The sequence below is a fragment of the Sphingomonas sp. genome, from assembly GCF_017304615.1.
GTDB lineage: Bacteria > Pseudomonadota > Alphaproteobacteria > Sphingomonadales > Sphingomonadaceae > Sphingomonas.
The window spans coordinates 707728-723896 of the sequence record NZ_JAFKLZ010000001.1 but is presented as its reverse complement, the minus strand read 5'-3'; the positions used below and the strand labels follow the sequence as shown (position 1 = coordinate 723896).

Genomic DNA, 16169 nt, shown 5'->3' with positions numbered 1-16169 from the left:
AGCGGCCGCTAAATCGGGGACGTTTCGTGCAAATACCCGGTGTGCAAAAATTCGCGCACGAGGGAGATGCGGGGAAGGCTAAATGCAAACCGACAGGCGACGCGCCGTTCTAGAGGATCATGTCCCCCTCGCCGCCCGCCAAGATGCGGCCCATCGCTTCGAACAGCGCGTCCATGGCGACCGGCTTGAACAGCACTTCGTCCGCGCCGGCCGCCAGGCATCGCTCGCGCAGGTCGATCGCGGTGTCGGCGGTGACGACGATGATCGGCAGCTTCGCCTTGGCGTCGTCGCGTTGGCGAATCCTCTCGATGGCGGTGATCCCGTCCATCCCCGGCATGCGCAGGTCGATCAGCGCCATGTCGAAATCGTTCTCGTCGATCAGCTTGAGTCCGATCTCGCCGCTTTCGGCCTCGGTCATCGCCGCGCCCGCGACGTTCAGCATGTCGCCGACGACGCGCCGGTTCATCGGATCGTCCTCGATGAAAATCACGTTCATCGTTCGGCCTTTTCGCGTGCCGCCAATGGGGAGGTGTGTTGCGACATTACGACTCCCCTAGCCTTCATGCGGCCTGGCTAGCAATATCATCATTCACTGCCGCCGTAACGATTTCTTGTACTAAAGCTGCGCCAGCGATCGGTTTTGCGATCAATTGATCCACGCCGGCCGCCGCGAACCGGGCGCGCACGTCGTCGTCGGGGTTGGTCCACAGCAACGACAGCGGCGCGCCGGTCAGCGCGCGAACGCCATCGACTGCGTCGCCGTTCATCGCGATGGTAAGCTCGTCGGTCAACACGCGATCGATACCGCCTTCAACAATCGCCGCTTTTGCTTCCTCGATCGACCCCGCGACCTTCACCGCGGCGACGCGCGGGGTGAACAGGGTCTTCAACATCGCGCGGCTGATCGGGTTCTTGTCGACGATCAACAGCGCACCGCTGCCGTCGTCCGCCGCGACCGGCGCTTCGTCCGCGATGCGCACCAGCGGCACGGCGAAGGTGAAGGTCGATCCCCGCCCCTCCTCGCTTACGACCGTCACGTCTCCCCCCATCGCCTGCGCGATGTTGCGGCAGATCGCGAGACCGAGGCCGGTGCCGCCGAACTGGCGCGTGGTGCCGGCGTCGGCCTGACGGAACGATTCGAAGATCAGATCGAGCTTTTCGGCCGGAATGCCGATCCCGGTGTCGCGGACGACGATCGCGACCTGCTCACCCTCCCCACCCGCGATAACGCTCGAAGAAAGGTGGATCGACCCTTCCTGCGTGAACTTGAGCGCGTTGGACAGCAGGTTGAACACTACCTGGCGCAACCGCGCGGGGTCGCTTTCGATCCGGCCCGGCGCGCCGCTGATGTCGAGGTCGAAGGTCAGGCCCTTGGCCCGCGCCTGATCCTCCCACATCCGCGACACGTCGCGCAGCATCGCGGGCAGATCGACGGGCGCCTTTTCGACCGTCAGGTTTCCGGTCTCCATCTTGGCGACGTCGAGAATGTCGTCGACCAGCGCGCGCATCGAGACGCCAGCGCCGTGCACCACGTTGATGCGGTCCCGCATGCCGGGATCGAGCTTCTGGTCGGCGAGCATGACTTGCGTCATGCCGAGGATGCCGTTGAGCGGCGTGCGGATTTCGTGGCTGGTGGTCGCCAGGAACTCGGTCTTCGCCGCCAGCGCTTTGCCCAGCGCGACGTTGGTCGATGCGAGATCGACGTTGGCGGCGCGTACCTGATCCCGGCTCTTGCGGATCGTAATCAAGCCGAAGCCGAGCATGCCGATGATGACCACCGCGGTCACGCCCGACCCAATGAAGATCCAGCGCTGCGTTGTCGCCTGTGCATGCTCAAACTCGGCCTGTTTCTTGGCGTCGTCAGCCTGGAGCTTTGCGATCTTCAGCTCCTTGTTCGACAGGTCGAACTTGGCCCCGGCCAGCGCGGTGCTGGACGACGCGGCCACCTTGTTGCTGGCGTCGTCGAGCTGTTTGAGCGCTTCGAGGTGGACCAACGCGCGGCCGTTGTCGCCAAGCCTCTTGTAGATGTCGAACGCGGTCTTGTGCGCCTGCCACCACACCATCGTCGGTTCGGCGACGTTGACGTCGGCAAAGGCACGCTCGATCCGCGCGCGCGCCTCCTCGAGATTGCCTCGCTGCAGGGAGACTTGCGCCGCAACCGACCAGAACAACGCAGTCGATCCGGCGCTGTCGCGGTCGCGCGGCAGCCGGAAGCCCGCCGCCACGGTCTGGTCGGCGGCGTCGACCTTGCCCGCGCGCAACTGCGTCCAGGCTAGGTTGCGCAGTACTTGCGCTTGCATCACCGTGCTGTCGAGATCGCGCGCCAGCTTCAGGGCTGCGCGAAAGTCAGCTTCCGCCTTGTCGTACTGGCCCAGTTCCTTCAGCACGTCGCCGCGATTGTTGTACATCGCAACCAGCAGTTGCGGGTCGCCGCGGTAGAGGCTCAGCGCCTCGCTATATTTGGCCAGCGCCGACTTATAGTCCACCGCATCCTGATAGAGGCCGGCGATGCTGAGCAGAGCGATCGCTTGGCTTCGCGCGTCGTTGATCGCGCGGTAGATTTCGAATGCGGCCTGATAGTCGGCCAGCGCTGCGGCGACATTGGCAGTCGCGGCGTGATAGCCGCCGCGAGAGCGCAGCACGTCGCCCTTCAGCTTGGTCGCCGGGAGGTTCTTGAGCGTCGCGTAAGCAGATTCGATCAGCGGACCCGCGGCCTTCGGGTCGTTCAGGCGAAGATGCGCCTCCCCCTCCAGCCATTGTGCCGTCGCGACGCGAGTCGCGCGATCGGCCGCCGGACCGGCATCGGCAATGTCACGCGCGGCCTTTGCCTTGACGATCGCTTGCTGAGGGTCGGTCATCATGCTGGCGCGGGCGTCGGCGACGGTCGCGTCGAAGCCCGCATTGCCATTCGATTGTGCGACGGCTGGCGCCACGCCGAACAGCAATGCGGCGAGCAGGACGATCAAAAGATGGACGTGGCGCGCCGTCATCGTGCGGGCACCTTGCATGCCGCCGGTTAAAACCCCGCTAAGGCTTCAGGCGACGCGGCGAAAAGCGCCGGCGCGGAAGGTCGCTCGCGCGGAATCGACTAGTGCGGCGCCCTTGTGATCGCGCATGAACTGTCGGAACGCGTCGATCTCGACCGGACGGCTGATCAAATAGCCCTGGATCATGTCGCACCCCATCACGCTGAGCAGCGCAAGCGCGGCGGGCGTCTCGACGCCCTCGGCGGTCACTTCCATCTCCAGCGCATGCGCCAGGTCGATCGTCGATCGCACGATCAACGGATCGCGGTTGCTGCTGGTTAGTTGCAGCACGAACATCTTGTCGATCTTCAGCTCGCGCGCGGGAAGCTGCTTCAGATAAGCCAGGCTAGACAGACCGGCGCCATAATCGTCGATCGCGATGGCGATGCCGTGATCCGCGAAGATGTTGAGGTTGGCGATCGCACTCACGGGATCGCGGATCACCGAGGTCTCGGTAATTTCGAACCCGAGCTGCACGTCGGTAGCTGCGACGATCTCACAGACCCGTTCGACGAATTTCGCGTTGCTCAGTAGCTGGCCGGAAATGTTGATGAAGACCGTAATCTCCTGACCGTCGGCCCGCAGCTTCTGCTGGTCGGCGATCACCTGCTCAATCGTCCACAAGGTCATGCGATCTATGTCGCGAGTATTTTCGGCGAGCGGGATGAAATCGTTGGGTAGGATCAGACCGCGCTTCGGGTGACGCCACCGCAACAGCGCTTCGGCGCTGGCGACTTGCTGATGACGGACATGGACCTTGGGTTGATACTGCAGAAACAGTTCGCCGCGATCGACCGCGCCCGCCAGATCGCGCTTCAGCGCCATCGCATCGACCATCGGATCGATCAGCGAGAGATCGCGCACCACGGGCGCGTGGTCGGCCCGCGACTGGATCAGCGCGTCTTCGACCTCTTCGGTCAGCCGAATTTCGTCGATTAAGCCCGGCGAACCTGCCGCAACGCCGATCGCAAGGTCGATCACATGGTGCTCGCCGTCGAGATCGAAAGGATCCCCGCCCGCTCGCGCGAGTACCGCCGCGAACCGATGAAGGTCTCCCGAGTCACCGACCGAAGTCTCAACCTCGATCGTCCATCGCCCGACAACGGTCACGACCGCATGCGGAAGCAAGATGGCGATGCGGTCGGCGACGTCGAACGCAACGCCATTCGACCGCGCGACGCCAAGCAGCCGACGCAACGCGGTCTGATTGGTTAGTTGGAGCAGCGCCTGCGCCATCCAGGGCTTGGCGGAAGAGACCTCGACCGCCGGCGTCGTCCGGCGGTTGCGGGTACGGCGGATGCCCCCTCCGTCGGGCCGGGAAGACCGTTTGACGGCCTCTTCGTTCGGTATGCGCGCACGCGACATGGCTCAGGGCGATACCCGTTCGGACTGAAGGAACCCTTAAAAATCGCCGCAATTTCAACAACGGCTCGACACGGACTTCCCATGGAACCGATTGCTTTTTGGTTAAATTTCAATTAACCATGAGCCGTGCCCGGGGTGGGCGCACTAGGAGTAAAGCAATGCTCGCGTTTCTCATTGCGCTTATCCACGGCGATCAGATTCGCCCCTGGTAAAGCGATTTAGACGGCCCGCTTCCCGCCGGTTTTCCTGATTTTACATCAGGATACCAGCGGAGGCGGGTCGCTCTTTATCCAGATCATGGGAACGCCCGAAAGACGGTCTTGCTGACCAAAAATCATGCGAAATTAACTATTTGTTAACCATTTCGAATCGGCAACAAGCATGGCCGAACGGGTCGACCAAGCGACGTCGATCCGCCTAAAATAGTTAGCCGGCTGGCGTTTCGGACCAGCCGCCACCGATCGCCTTGAACAACGCAACACTCAACTGCCGTAACTGCGCGTCGCTCGCAGCCAGGTTTTCTCGCGCGCGCAGCACATCGACCTGCGTATTGATCACCGTATCCTGCGCGACCAGCCCGGACTGATAGCGCGCCTGATCCGCCGCCGCCGATCGATCGGCATCGGCCAGCGCTTGCCGCAGCAACGCGTTGCGCCGCCGCTCTGCCTCGATCCGCGTCAACGCGTCCTCGACGTCGCGCAGCCCTTGCAGGACGGCGGTTCGATACGCTTGGTACGCCTGTTCGCGCTGTTCCTGACGCACCCCGACCGTCGCCTTGCGCCGACCCCAGTCGAACAAGGGGAAGGTCGCCGCGCCCGTGCCGGTCAGCTGCAGGCTGTCGCCGGCGAACAGGCTGGACAGCGAGGTCGAGATCAGTTGCGCGATCCCGGTCAGGCTGAACCGGGGATAGAGATCGGCCACGGCGACGCCAATGTCGGCGGTCGATGCGGCTAGGTTGCGCTCCGCCGCGCGAATGTCGGGGCGGCGGCGCAGCAGATCGCTCGGCAGACCAGCCGGAATGGTGGGCGTCGCGGCGAGCGCAGGCAACGGACCGGACAATTCACCGAGCAGCGCGTCCGGGCTTTGCCCCAGCAGCACCCCCAGCGCATGCTTGCGCACGTCCAGATCGGCCTTGAGCGGTTCGAGCCGCGCGCGCGTAGCGGTGATGTTGCCGTTCTGGCGCGTCACGTCGATGTCCGGGGCCAGGCCGACCTTCGCGATATTGCCGGCAATCTGCAGCGCCCGGCTCTGCCGTTCGATCTCGCTTTCCAGCACGGCGATCTGATCGAGGTCGAGCCGCATCGCGAAGTACGCGTCGGCGACTTCGGCGGCGAGCATCACCGCGGCGTCGCGGCGGTTCCATTCGGCCGCTTCGGTACGCGCCAGCGCCGCCTCGACGCCACGCCGCCCGCCGCCGAAAACGTCGATCTCCCAGCTCGCGTCGAACCCCACCGCGAACGTCTTGATGCTGTCGCCCGGCAGCGCGACCCCGCCCGTCGTACCGCCCCCTTGCCCGCCGCCGCCGGAAAAGGCGCGCGCGAGCGAGGAGAAGCCGGCATTCTTGCTGAACTTGACGTCAGTCGCGTTCGCGGTCGCATCGACCGTCGGCTTATATTGCGCGCGCGCCTGGATTTCGCCGAGCCGCGCCTCTCGCACCCGGCTGGCCGCCATGGCGATCTCGGGATTGTCCTTCAGCGCACGGTCGATCAGCCCGGTCAACGTCGGATCGCCGAACGCCTCCCACCACCGCGCCGGGTCGATCGCCTGCCCCGGCGGCGGCGCGTCCTGCGCGCTGGCGAAGGCAGCCGGCACCGCGATGTCGGGCTTGGTGTAATTGGGGCCGACGGTGCAGGCGGTGACTGCCAGCATAGACACGATCAGGATCGGTTTTTTCATCATTTTCAGTGTCCCATTCCGCCGCCTGCGCTTCTCCCGCCCCGCAGGAAAAACACGGTCGGCGTCAGCACCAGCACGAGGATCATCAGTGACCGGAAGACGTCGAGGAATCCCATCATCGCCGCCTGACGCACGACCTGCTGATACAGCACGCCGGTCGGAATCGCGTTAGGGTCGAACGTGTCGGCGAACACGCCTTTCGCGCGCGCCATCCAGTCGGTATAGTTCGGATTGAGAGGGTTGAGGTTCTCAACCAGTTGCGACTGCCGCGTCTGCGTCGCGCCGACCAGCCACGATTGCGACATCGAGATACCGATCGACCCGCCCACGTTGCGCGCGACATTGAGCATGCTGGAGGCCTGCGCGGTACTCTCGCGCGCAAGGCCGTTATAGGCCGCGGCATTGATCGGCACGAACAGGAACGGCAACCCGACGGCCTGCAACGTGCGCGCGAACGCGGCATCGAAGAAGGTGATGTCGGCGCTCATGTGCGTCATGTGCCACAGCGCACCAGCCTGAATGAGCAACGCCACGCCGAGCAGCAACCGCACGTCGACCTTGCCCGCCATCGCGCCGGCAAACGGCACCATCAGCACCGTCGCGATGCCGCCGAAGGTCAGCGCCAGCCCCGAATCGAACGAGCTGTAGCCCAGTACCTGCTGCAGCATCTGCGGGATCAACTGCGTGGTGCCGTAAAGGATCAAGCCGGTCACGCCCATGATGATCAGCGTCGCGGAGAAATTGCGGTTCTTCAGCAGCTTCACGTCCACGACAGGGTTCTTCTGCCGCCATTCCCAGAAGCCCAGCGCCGCCAGCGACACCGCCGAGATCGTCGCCGTCGCGACGATCATTCCGCTGGAGAACCAGTCCTCGCGCTCGCCGCGATCGAGCGTCAGTTCGAGGAAGCCGAGGCCGAGCACGACAAGGATCACGCCGACCACGTCGATCCGCAGCCCGCCCTCGAGCATCTTGGCGCGATCCTTTTTCACCTGTTCGGGTTCGTCGACGAAGATGTCCGCCAGGAAGAACGCGATGATCCCGAACGGCACGTTGATCAGGAACACCCAATGCCAACTGGCGACTTCGGTGATGTAGCCGCCCAGCGTCGGCCCAAGCACCGGCCCGACCACTACCACGATCGCGAACGCCGCGATCGCCATGCCGCGCTTTTCGGGCGGAAATGTATCGACCAGCATCGCCTGTTCGACCGGCGCCAGTCCGCCGCCACCAATCCCCTGCAACACGCGCGCAAGGATCAGCGTGCCGATATTGGGCGCGAGCCCGCACATCAGCGACGACAGGGTGAACAGCGCGATCGAGATCAGGAAGTAACGCTTCCGCCCGATCGCGTTAGACAGCCAGCCGGAGATCGGGATCACCACCGCGTTCGCGACCAGATAGCTGGTCAGCACCCAGGTCGCCTGGTCGGTCGAGATCGACAGGCCGCCGGCGATGTGATCGAGGCTGACGTTCGCGATCGAGGTGTCGAGCACCTCCATGAACGTCGGCAACGAGATCATCGCGACGATCAGCCAGGGGTTGTATGGCCCCGCCGCCGAACGGCTATTGTCCCAGCCGTCCTGCGCCGGTTCTTTTCTCGGCGCGTCGTCCGCCGTCGCGGCGGCGCTCGCCATCTCAGCGCACCTTGACCGTGGGCACCACCGACATGCCCGGCCCGATCGGATAGTTGCGCGGGTCTGGATCGTCCTTGCCGACCAGGAAGGTGATCCGGACCGGCACGCGTTGCACCACCTTCACGTAGTTGCCGGTCGCGTTCTGCGGAGGGAGCAGTGCAAAGGCCTGGCCCGCGCCGCGCTGGATCGAATCCACTCGGCCGAGGAACTTCACGTCGGGAAAGGCATCGACCTTGATCGTGACTTCCTGGCCCAGGCGCATGTCCTTGAGCTGGGTTTCCTTGAAATTCGCGGTGATCCACATCGTATCGGGGACGATCGCCAGCAATTGCGTGCCGGGCGCGACGTAGGAGCCGACATTGACCGAGCGGTTCACGACCTGCCCCGATACCGGCGCGGTCAGGCGCAGGTTGTTGATCGTCACGCGCGCCTGATCGGCCTGCGCGCGCCGCGCGGCGATCATCGCCATGGCAGCGTCGGCGGCCTTGCGCGCGACCGCGATTTGCGCATCGGCGCTCGACACTTGCTTGCGAGCAGCGGCGGCCTGCCCCGCGGTTGAGCGTGCATTGGCACGCGCCTGATCGAGCTGGGTCGAGGCGACCGCCGACCGATCGATCTTCGCCAGGCTTTCGTAGCGGGCCAAATCCTGCGCCGCCTTGGTCGCGGCGGCGATCGGCGCGAGCGCCTGCGACTGCGTCTGGTCGCGCGTCGCGATTGCGGCGGCGATCTGGGCCTGCGCCTGGCTGAATTGCGCCGTCGCCTGATCGATCCCGGCCTGCGCCTCGGCAAGCTGCGCCTGCGGACCACTCGGCTTGATCACGGCGAGCAGATCACCCGCCTTGACGTGGCGATTGTCGAGATCGGCGACCTGGATCAGCGTCCCCGCCACTTCGGGCGCGATCCGCACGATATGCGCGTCGACGAACGCATCGTCAGTCGTTTCGAATTGGCGGCTATGCCGGTAGTAAAGGAAGCCACCGATCGCGAGCGCCGCGACGACCACGATCGTGATGATCCAGAACGTCGGGTTGCGGAAGATCGGCGTCTTGGCTTCTGCGGCCGCCGCGTCGTCGGTGCCGGGCGCTTCTGCCGCGTCGGCGGGTTTGTCCTCGCTCATGCTTGCTCCTGTCGCTCGGCGATCATCCGGTCGAGGATGGCGTCGATGTTGGCCACGACCCGTGTGGCATATTCGTCGATGATTTCTTCGCTCAGCGTCTCACGCTCGAGCATCTTGCGGCACATCGCGCGCGCGGCCTTCATCACCAGCACCTGGCCGAACAGGGAGATAGCCGCGAGCCGCGCCGCCTGGCCGTCCTGAACACCAGTCGCGACACAGATCAAGTCGACCAGCACTTTTCCTGTCTGGCCCATCGTGCCGGCATAGATTCGCTCGAACGCCTCGGTCGGCTGAAGCTGCTCGCGCATGATGAACAACGCCCAATCGTTGCTCTGCGGCTGTTGCAGCTGCTGGAGGAAACCGCGCGTAAGATCAGCGATGGCTTCGCGCGCCGCCGCCGGATCGCCCGACGCGACCACAGCCTCGAACATGTCGATCTGCCAGTCACACCCCATCTGCTTGGCGACTTCGTCCGCGGCGGCCAGATAGAGACCTTCCTTGCCGCCGTAATGATAGGTGATCGACGACATTGCGGTGTTCGCCGCCGCCGCGATTTCGCGCGTGCTGACGCCCTCCAGCCCGTGCTGGCCGAACTGCTCGATGGCAATGTCCAGGAGTCGCTGCTGAACCACGCATCGCCAATTAGTTCGTTCGAACGAACATGCAATCTTTTTTTGCAGTGCAGCGACGATTTCGACAACCGATCTGCGCGCCGCCGGTTCCGCGCACTGCCGCGACATTGCCGAAATCTTCACCACTAGACGCTATCGTGTTCGCATGAGTGCTCCCGTGAGAAATGGAATGAACGATCGCCAGTTCATGATCATGCTGGGTCTCGTCGTAACGGCGGGGCTGCTTATCGGCCTGCTCGCGTTCCGCGCGACCGATGGCGCCGCTGGGGTCACAACGGCATCGGCGGGCACGAAGCTGATCGGCGGCGATCCCAACGCGCCGCACCCGTCCGCCGCCGACGTAGCAGTCGACGCCCAGCCCGACGCCGCGCCGCAGATCAGCAACGCCGGATCGACGAACGGCGAGCCGACGCCCTCGAACGAACCGATGCCCGAAATGCAGGGTCCGGCCAGCAGCGATCCGCCCGGCACCGCTGCGGATCCGTCGACCGCTAACGCGCCACCCTCCCCGCTCCCCGTTACGCCGCCCGCTGGCGACCCTTCCTGACAGGGCGACACGCACAATGGTCAGGCGCGGCTGGATCGTCGCAGGCGTCGGCCTGACGGGAGCGATCGCGATCGGTCTGGCGATCGGATCGTGCGCAATGCCCGCCGATCAGCCCAAGCCGTCCGCCTCGCCCAGCGCCACCGCGATTCCGATCGCCCCACGCCCGACGCCCACCGCGTCTCCGTCGCCCGCTCCCGTGCCGCAACCGCCGTTGCGGCTCGCACCGTCGCGACGCGTCGCAAAGCATCCAGCACCGAAAGTCACCGCGCCGGACGATCCAGAGCCAGGGAGCGTCACGACGATCAACTCCTGGTAGCCGCCAGGCACTGCGACAATTTGCAACAATTGCGACATTGATCGGTTACGAACGGGGTCTATTTAAGCTGTCGCGCGGTCGCTTTTCCCTTGCCGGCCGCGACTTGGATCGGCTTTCCCCCGTTGCCGATCCTCCCCGAACTGCGGGGCGGCTCTCCCGGGCCGCCCCGTTTTTTATGCGCGGGTGCAGGCGCGGCCACGCCCGCGCCGGTGTGCGCAGCGCAGCACCGCGCACGGCCGGCGGACGGCTGCAAGCCGATCCGGCCGACGGCTTTGCCGGCGGCTCAGACAGTTGCCCCTCCGCCCCCCGTTCCCTAAGTGTTCACGCGTGACTCAAGCCCAGACCCTGCCCGACGATCCCCCCTATCTGCGCGGCCTCAACCCGCCGCAGCGCGACGCCGTGCTCACCACCGAAGGCCCCGTCCTCGTCCTCGCCGGCGCGGGCACGGGCAAGACCGCCGCGCTGACCGCGCGGCTCGCCCACCTGCTGTTCACCCGCAAGGCGTGGCCGTCCGAGATCCTCTCCGTCACCTTCACCAACAAGGCCGCGCGCGAGATGCGGCACCGCGTCGGCGCGCTGGTCGGTGACGTGGTGGAGGGGATGCCGTGGCTCGGCACGTTCCACGCGATCGGCGCGAAGATGCTGCGCCGCCACGCCGAACTCGTCGGGCTGCACCCCAATTTCACGATCCTCGACACCGACGACCAGCTTCGTTTGCTCAAGCAGATCATCCAGCTCGCCGACCTCGACGAGAAACGCTGGCCCGCGCGCCAGCTCGGCGGACTGATCGACGAGTGGAAGAACAAGGGCCTGGTCCCCGCCGACATCCAGGCGGGCGAAAGCGAACGCTATGCCAACGGCCGCGGCGGGGAGCTCTACGCGCTGTACCAGGCGCGGCTGAAGGCGCTCAACGCCTGCGATTTCGGCGACCTGCTGCTGCACATGCTGACGATCCTGCGCACCCACCGCGAGGTGCTCGCCGACTATCAGCGCCGCTTCAAATACGTCATGGTCGACGAGTATCAGGACACCAACAGCGTCCAGTATCTCTGGCTCCGCCTCCTCGCTCAGGAACGCAAGAATTTGTGCTGCGTCGGCGACGACGACCAGTCGATCTATTCGTGGCGCGGCGCGCAGGTCGAGAATATCCTGAAGTTCGAAAAGGACTTTCCGGGCGCGAAGGTCATCCGCCTCGAACAGAATTACCGCTCCACCCCGCATATCCTGGGCGCGGCGTCGGGCGTGATCGCCAACAATAGCGGGCGGCTCGGCAAGCAACTCTGGACCGAACTCGACGCGGGCGAGAAGGTGAAGGTGCTCGGCGTGTGGGACGGCCCCGAGGAAGCGCGCCGCGTCGGCGACGAGATCGAGGCCGCGCAGCGCAACGGTACCAACCTCGACGACATCGCCATCCTGGTCCGCGCGCAGCACCAGACTCGCGAGTTCGAGGACCGCTTCATCGCGATCGGTCTGCCCTATCGCATCGTCGGCGGCTTCCGCTTCTACGAGCGTCAGGAAATCCGCGACGCGCTCGCCTACCTCCGCGTCGTCGCCCAGCCCGCCGACGACCTCGCCTTCGAACGCATCGTCAACACGCCCAAGCGCGGCCTGGGCGACAAGGCGCTGGCGAAGGTCCACCAGCTCGCCCGCGCGGAAGGCGTCCCGCTTACCACCGCCGCCGCGCGCATCCTCGACACCGATGAACTGACCCCGCAGGCGCGCCGCGCGCTCGGCAACCTGGTCGGCGACATCGCGCGCTGGCGGCAGATGGCGCAGGAACTCCCCCACCCCGACCTCGCCCGCCAGATCCTCGACGAAAGCGGCTACACCGCCATGTGGCAGGCGGAGAAATCGGCCGAGGCCGCCGGCCGCCTCGAAAACCTGACCGAACTCGTCCGCGCGATGGAGGAATACGAAAATCTCGGCGCGTTCCTCGAACACGTCTCCCTCGTGATGGACAATGACGCCGCCGCCGACGAGGCCAAGGTCACGATCATGACGATCCACGCCGCCAAGGGCCTGGAATACGACACCGTGTTCCTGGTCGGGTGGGAGGAAGGGCTGTTCCCCTCGCAACGCTCGCTCGACGAAGGCGGGCTCGCCTCACTCGAGGAGGAACGCCGCCTGGCCTATGTCGCGATCACCCGCGCCCGCCGCCGCGCGACGATCATCCACGCCGCCAACCGCCGCATCTACGGCCAATGGACGTCGAGCATCCCCAGCCGCTTCGTCGCCGAATTGCCCCAAGCGCATATCGACAGCGAAAGCAGCATGGCGGGCGGCGAGAGCCTGTGGCGCGCCAACTGGAGCGAACGCGCCGACCCCTTCGCCGACGTCGCGCGCGGCACGGGCCGCGGCCCGGGGTGGCAGCGCGCCGCGGGGGTGGACTTCGCCAAACCCGGGGGCAGCTTCACCAGCCGCACCTTCACGCGCGAACCGGCGCGGGTGGTGGAGGCCCGGGCCAGCGCGGTGAGCCTGGGCAACAAGGGCCGGTCCGACGTGGCGATCGGGATGCGCGTGTTCCACCAGAAATTCGGCTACGGCACGATCGAGGAGATCGAAGGCAACAAGCTGGAAATCGAATTCGAAGCGGCCGGGCGGAAGCGCGTGATGGATAGTTTTGTGACGGTAGGGTGAGAAATTCTATTTGGCCAACTGCTGGTGAAACAGGCGCCCCTTAAGGGCCTCGCAAGCGCCATCTAATCCAGGAAATAGCGTTCCAGCCGTAATGCCCATGAAACTAAGCTCTACCATCACTTCCCGTCTAAGATCTGCTGGCAAATCAACTGCATATAAATATGTCTTCCCGCGTTCTTTTTCCCGAAAAGCTATATAGCTCTCGACGTCATCAACATTCGTAAGAGTTGATAGGGCCTGTTGCGGTGTAGCCCGTTGATTTTCGATTGCCAGCGCATCGAGAATGGAGAAGTGATGCTCAGCAAAATTTACTGCCTGCAGCTGTCTGAAATCGCTTTCCCAGGCGGCTTTATCGAAGACGAAAATGCGCACCTTATCGCTGGGCGCATCCCGTGGCCTTCTGCGATAGGCGAAAAAGGCGGCGACAAATGGTGAATAGGTCCAGTCCAACAATGGTGTTGGATAACCATGATGCTGAAGTAAATTATAAAAAGCGCCAACCTGCTCTGGTTTCGAAAGATCGAATAGGTGTTTAGTTTGCGAAGTCAGCAGCTTGCGAGCCAGTGGAATGTCTTCTGCTACAAATCTAACCAAATCTTTTCGATGCGTTCGATGAAACGCCGTCCTTAGTTTAAAAGCCTCCGGCTGCCCTCGAAATATAAATTTGCCGGGTTCCTGGCTAACCCCGAAATCTTTGAACTCCTTCCAAGTGAGAATCTCGCTTATCGGTTCTAGTTTAGAGGGGTCTTCGGCACGAGATTTTATTAGAGATGCGTGGCCAGCAGTTCCAACATCGCTAACCCATTTTACGGCGAGTTCATTCTTACTAATCAATTCTAGGGTAACATCGGCGGTCCGCGGAAAACTAACGTCGGGTAGGAGGTCCGAAATAACTTCCCTGGTCACAATTTGCGGCTGGCCCTCTGGCATCCAAAGCAAGGGAACGAAATCTAGTTGTTGCTTAGGCGACCTATCAGCTGTCTTAATCTCGCAAACAATCCCGGGCTCGCCAGTGGCGAATAATCGAGCGGTGCCACGAAAGTGGTTATGCTCATCGTCCAAATCCACGATCAGATTTCCGATCGTGTCTCCTTCTGTTGCTCCAACCCACTGACCCTGCATCGCAGACTCCGTTTCAGTTCTAGATTAAGGCCAATAAACGAGCGTGGCCTAAGCCGCCACCCGCTCCACCCCAACGACACCACCCTCCGCCCGCACGCGCGCCAGATCGTGCGCCGCTGCTTCCGCATCAGCGTGTCGGCGCTCAGCCCGAACGCCTGTTCGAACCGGATCGCCATTTCCGCCGACGGCGCGGCCCAGCCGTGGTGACGCCTGGTAGCGTCCCGCTTCCAATGTAGGATTTCCCCTGCTCTACCCTGGCCGATGCGCCCTCGGATACCCCTCCGTCAGCCCCACCCCGCTTTCCATCCCCCGGCGTTAAGCGGCGATCCAACAAATTTTTCGCCGCCGTGCGAAGGGCGCGACCTCAGCCGGAAACCGCGTCAGTGTGACCCTGGTGTGACCTTAGGCCCCTGCCGCCTCCGCCGCAGCCACCGGTTCGCCGCATACACCGCCAGCGCCCAGGCGGCGCCGAAGCTCCACCCGCCCAGCACGTCGCTCGGCCAATGCACGCCCAGATACACGCGGCTGCACCCGATCAGCAGCACGAGCAGCGCGCCGAACCCGACGATCGCGATGCGCGCCGCCCAGCTCTTGGCATCCTCCGCCAGCATCAGCGCGAGGGTCAGATAGAGCGCGGCGGAGCCAAGGCTGTGGCCGCTCGGAAAGCTGGGGTCGGTGACGTACGCCAGGTGCGGCACGAGTTCCGGACGCGGACGGCCGATGGCGTATTTCAGGACGGAACTGAGGAGCGCCGCACCGATCAGCGACACCGCGATCCACCCCGCCTCCGCCCGCCGTCGGCGATACAGCAGCCAGGCAAGCCCCGCCCCGCCGAACAGGATTCGCAAGGTCGGTCCACCCAACGCGGAAACGTCGATCGCTGCTTGCAGGAGCCAATGCGGCCCGATCGGCTGCTGCAGGTCGCCGGGCACGCGCAGGCCCATCAACAGCCGCTGGTCGATCGCCCAGCTTTCGCCCTCGATCAGCTCATCCGCCAGATACGCGCCGAGCCCAACCAACGACACCACGAGCAAGCCGAGCGCTGGCCACAGCCAGGGGCGGAAAAGCGTGGTTTTGGAGCTGTCCTCGGTCACCGCGGCGACCTTGGCACAGGGAGCAGCGCTTGGGCTAGCGCTCGACCGTCATCAGCGGCTGCGCGACGAATCGTTCGTCGGCCGGGTCCCACAATTCGCTGGTCTGGAACGGGCGGTCGGTGATCGCGATCGTGCCCAGCCCGTCGAGCTTGAACACGCCCATCTTGTATTCCTTGGGCGGTATGCCGTCGCGCTCCAGCGTCACCCCACCGACATGCAGTGCGTCGTTCTTCATGAACAGGACGTGCGGCGCGAGCACGATCGGCGCGCGGTTGTACGTCGCGGTCACGCAATGTTTCGTGACGATCGCCTGAAGGATCGTGGGCGTCGCGCCGCTCGGCATCGGCTCGGCTTTCTCGGTCAGGTACATGTAAGTTGATATAGCATTCATGTTGCGGTGCAGCAAGAACGTCAGTCGATTTCCTCGATGGTGACGCGATCGGGATAGAAAGCCAAGTGATCGCGGATCGCGGCGACCGCGTCATACGGCGTTTCGTAGGTCCACACCGCATTCTCCCCGCGGTCGACGCCGGGGATGGAGAAATAGGACGCCTCGCCCTTGTACGGGCAATAGGTGGCACGGTCGCTCCGGGCGAGCGCCGCCATCACCGCGTCGCCGCGCGGGATGTACTGAACCGGCGGATAGCTCGCCTCGCGCAGGATCAGCGCGTTGCGGGTATCCGCGATGACCGCGCCGTTCGCGGTCACGACCACTCGCTTCGGGTTATGCTCGATCGTGATCGGGTGGTCGGGGCCGGGAATGCGGACGGGCCGGTCAGTCAT

The 16169-nt window shown here is 64.4% G+C and carries 14 protein-coding genes; 2 read left to right on the top strand and 12 right to left on the bottom strand.

Annotated features, from left to right (window positions below; translation table 11 throughout):
• Positions 1-109 precede the first annotated feature (109 nt).
• The 7 genes from J0J06_RS03585 to J0J06_RS03555 all read right to left on the bottom strand — a co-directional run bounded on the left by J0J06_RS03585 (position 110) and on the right by J0J06_RS03555 (position 9670).
• On the bottom strand, positions 110-496 hold the full coding sequence (locus J0J06_RS03585) for a response regulator (protein ID WP_294039977.1): 387 nt from the start codon (positions 494-496) through the stop codon (positions 110-112).
• Between the two features lie 64 nt (positions 497-560).
• Positions 561-2990, bottom strand: coding sequence for an ATP-binding protein (locus J0J06_RS03580; RefSeq protein ID WP_294039976.1), 2430 nt, complete (start codon positions 2988-2990; stop codon positions 561-563).
• 45 nt (positions 2991-3035) lie between these two features.
• Complete coding sequence (locus tag J0J06_RS03575; protein ID WP_294039975.1) at positions 3036-4391, bottom strand: EAL domain-containing protein; 1356 nt, start codon at positions 4389-4391, stop codon at positions 3036-3038.
• A gap of 426 nt (positions 4392-4817) precedes the next feature.
• A complete protein-coding gene (locus tag J0J06_RS03570) occupies positions 4818-6290 on the bottom strand; it encodes an efflux transporter outer membrane subunit (RefSeq protein WP_294039974.1) in 1473 nt (490 codons plus the stop codon).
• A gap of 2 nt (positions 6291-6292) precedes the next feature.
• Positions 6293-7921, bottom strand: coding sequence for a DHA2 family efflux MFS transporter permease subunit (locus J0J06_RS03565; RefSeq protein WP_294039973.1), 1629 nt, complete (start codon positions 7919-7921; stop codon positions 6293-6295).
• 1 nt (position 7922) lies between these two features.
• On the bottom strand, positions 7923-9038 hold the full coding sequence (locus J0J06_RS03560; protein WP_294039972.1) for an HlyD family secretion protein: 1116 nt from the start codon (positions 9036-9038) through the stop codon (positions 7923-7925).
• Positions 9035-9670 (bottom strand): CerR family C-terminal domain-containing protein, encoded by a 636-nt coding sequence (locus tag J0J06_RS03555; RefSeq protein ID WP_294039971.1) that lies wholly within the window; start codon positions 9668-9670, stop codon positions 9035-9037. The genes J0J06_RS03560 and J0J06_RS03555 overlap by 4 nt, the downstream gene beginning before the upstream one ends.
• Positions 9671-9815: 145 nt before the next feature.
• Between J0J06_RS03555 and J0J06_RS03550 the strand changes: the two genes are divergently transcribed.
• The gene (locus tag J0J06_RS03550; protein ID WP_294039970.1) at positions 9816-10217 is read left to right on the top strand and encodes a hypothetical protein; all 402 of its coding nucleotides are present in this window, start codon (positions 9816-9818) and stop codon (positions 10215-10217) included.
• Between the two features lie 108 nt (positions 10218-10325).
• Here J0J06_RS03550 and J0J06_RS03545 read toward each other — a convergent pair whose 3' ends face one another.
• Positions 10326-10544 carry a hypothetical protein gene (locus J0J06_RS03545; RefSeq protein WP_294039969.1) on the bottom strand — a complete coding sequence of 73 codons (219 nt, stop codon included), beginning with the start codon at positions 10542-10544 and terminating at the stop codon, positions 10326-10328.
• Positions 10545-10860: 316 nt separating this feature from the next.
• Between J0J06_RS03545 and J0J06_RS03540 the strand changes: the two genes are divergently transcribed.
• Positions 10861-13170 carry an ATP-dependent helicase gene (locus J0J06_RS03540; protein WP_294039968.1) on the top strand — a complete coding sequence of 770 codons (2310 nt, stop codon included), beginning with the start codon at positions 10861-10863 and terminating at the stop codon, positions 13168-13170.
• Positions 13171-13176: 6 nt separating this feature from the next.
• Here the strand turns inward: J0J06_RS03540 and J0J06_RS03535 are convergent, their stop codons facing one another.
• The 4 genes from J0J06_RS03535 to J0J06_RS03520 all read right to left on the bottom strand — a co-directional run bounded on the left by J0J06_RS03535 (position 13177) and on the right by J0J06_RS03520 (position 16169).
• Positions 13177-14292, bottom strand: coding sequence for an FRG domain-containing protein (locus J0J06_RS03535; protein ID WP_294039967.1), 1116 nt, complete (start codon positions 14290-14292; stop codon positions 13177-13179).
• A 380-nt stretch (positions 14293-14672) separates the two neighbouring features.
• Positions 14673-15386 (bottom strand): phosphatase PAP2 family protein, encoded by a 714-nt coding sequence (locus J0J06_RS03530; protein WP_294039966.1) that lies wholly within the window; start codon positions 15384-15386, stop codon positions 14673-14675.
• A 34-nt stretch (positions 15387-15420) separates the two neighbouring features.
• On the bottom strand, positions 15421-15756 hold the full coding sequence (locus J0J06_RS03525; protein WP_294039965.1) for a hypothetical protein: 336 nt from the start codon (positions 15754-15756) through the stop codon (positions 15421-15423).
• A 41-nt stretch (positions 15757-15797) separates the two neighbouring features.
• Positions 15798-16169: a DUF427 domain-containing protein gene (locus J0J06_RS03520; RefSeq protein ID WP_294039964.1), complete on the bottom strand. Its 372-nt coding sequence runs from the start codon at positions 16167-16169 to the stop codon at positions 15798-15800.

What these genes read in the sequence shown, in the direction of transcription:
- J0J06_RS03585 (WP_294039977.1), bottom strand. Translation starts at nt 496, where the DNA reads ATGAACGTGATTTTCATCGAGGACGATCCGATGAACCGGCGCGTCGTC.
- J0J06_RS03580 (WP_294039976.1), bottom strand. Translation starts at nt 2,990, where the DNA reads ATGACGGCGCGCCACGTCCATCTTTTGATCGTCCTGCTCGCCGCATTG.
- J0J06_RS03575 (WP_294039975.1), bottom strand. Translation starts at nt 4,391, where the DNA reads ATGTCGCGTGCGCGCATACCGAACGAAGAGGCCGTCAAACGGTCTTCC.
- J0J06_RS03570 (WP_294039974.1), bottom strand. Translation starts at nt 6,290, where the DNA reads ATGATGAAAAAACCGATCCTGATCGTGTCTATGCTGGCAGTCACCGCC.
- J0J06_RS03565 (WP_294039973.1), bottom strand. Translation starts at nt 7,921, where the DNA reads ATGGCGAGCGCCGCCGCGACGGCGGACGACGCGCCGAGAAAAGAACCG.
- J0J06_RS03560 (WP_294039972.1), bottom strand. Translation starts at nt 9,038, where the DNA reads ATGAGCGAGGACAAACCCGCCGACGCGGCAGAAGCGCCCGGCACCGAC.
- J0J06_RS03550 (WP_294039970.1), top strand. Translation starts at nt 9,816, where the DNA reads ATGAGTGCTCCCGTGAGAAATGGAATGAACGATCGCCAGTTCATGATC.
- J0J06_RS03535 (WP_294039967.1), bottom strand. Translation starts at nt 14,292, where the DNA reads ATGCAGGGTCAGTGGGTTGGAGCAACAGAAGGAGACACGATCGGAAAT.
- J0J06_RS03525 (WP_294039965.1), bottom strand. Translation starts at nt 15,756, where the DNA reads ATGTACCTGACCGAGAAAGCCGAGCCGATGCCGAGCGGCGCGACGCCC.
- J0J06_RS03520 (WP_294039964.1), bottom strand. Translation starts at nt 16,169, where the DNA reads ATGACTGACCGGCCCGTCCGCATTCCCGGCCCCGACCACCCGATCACG.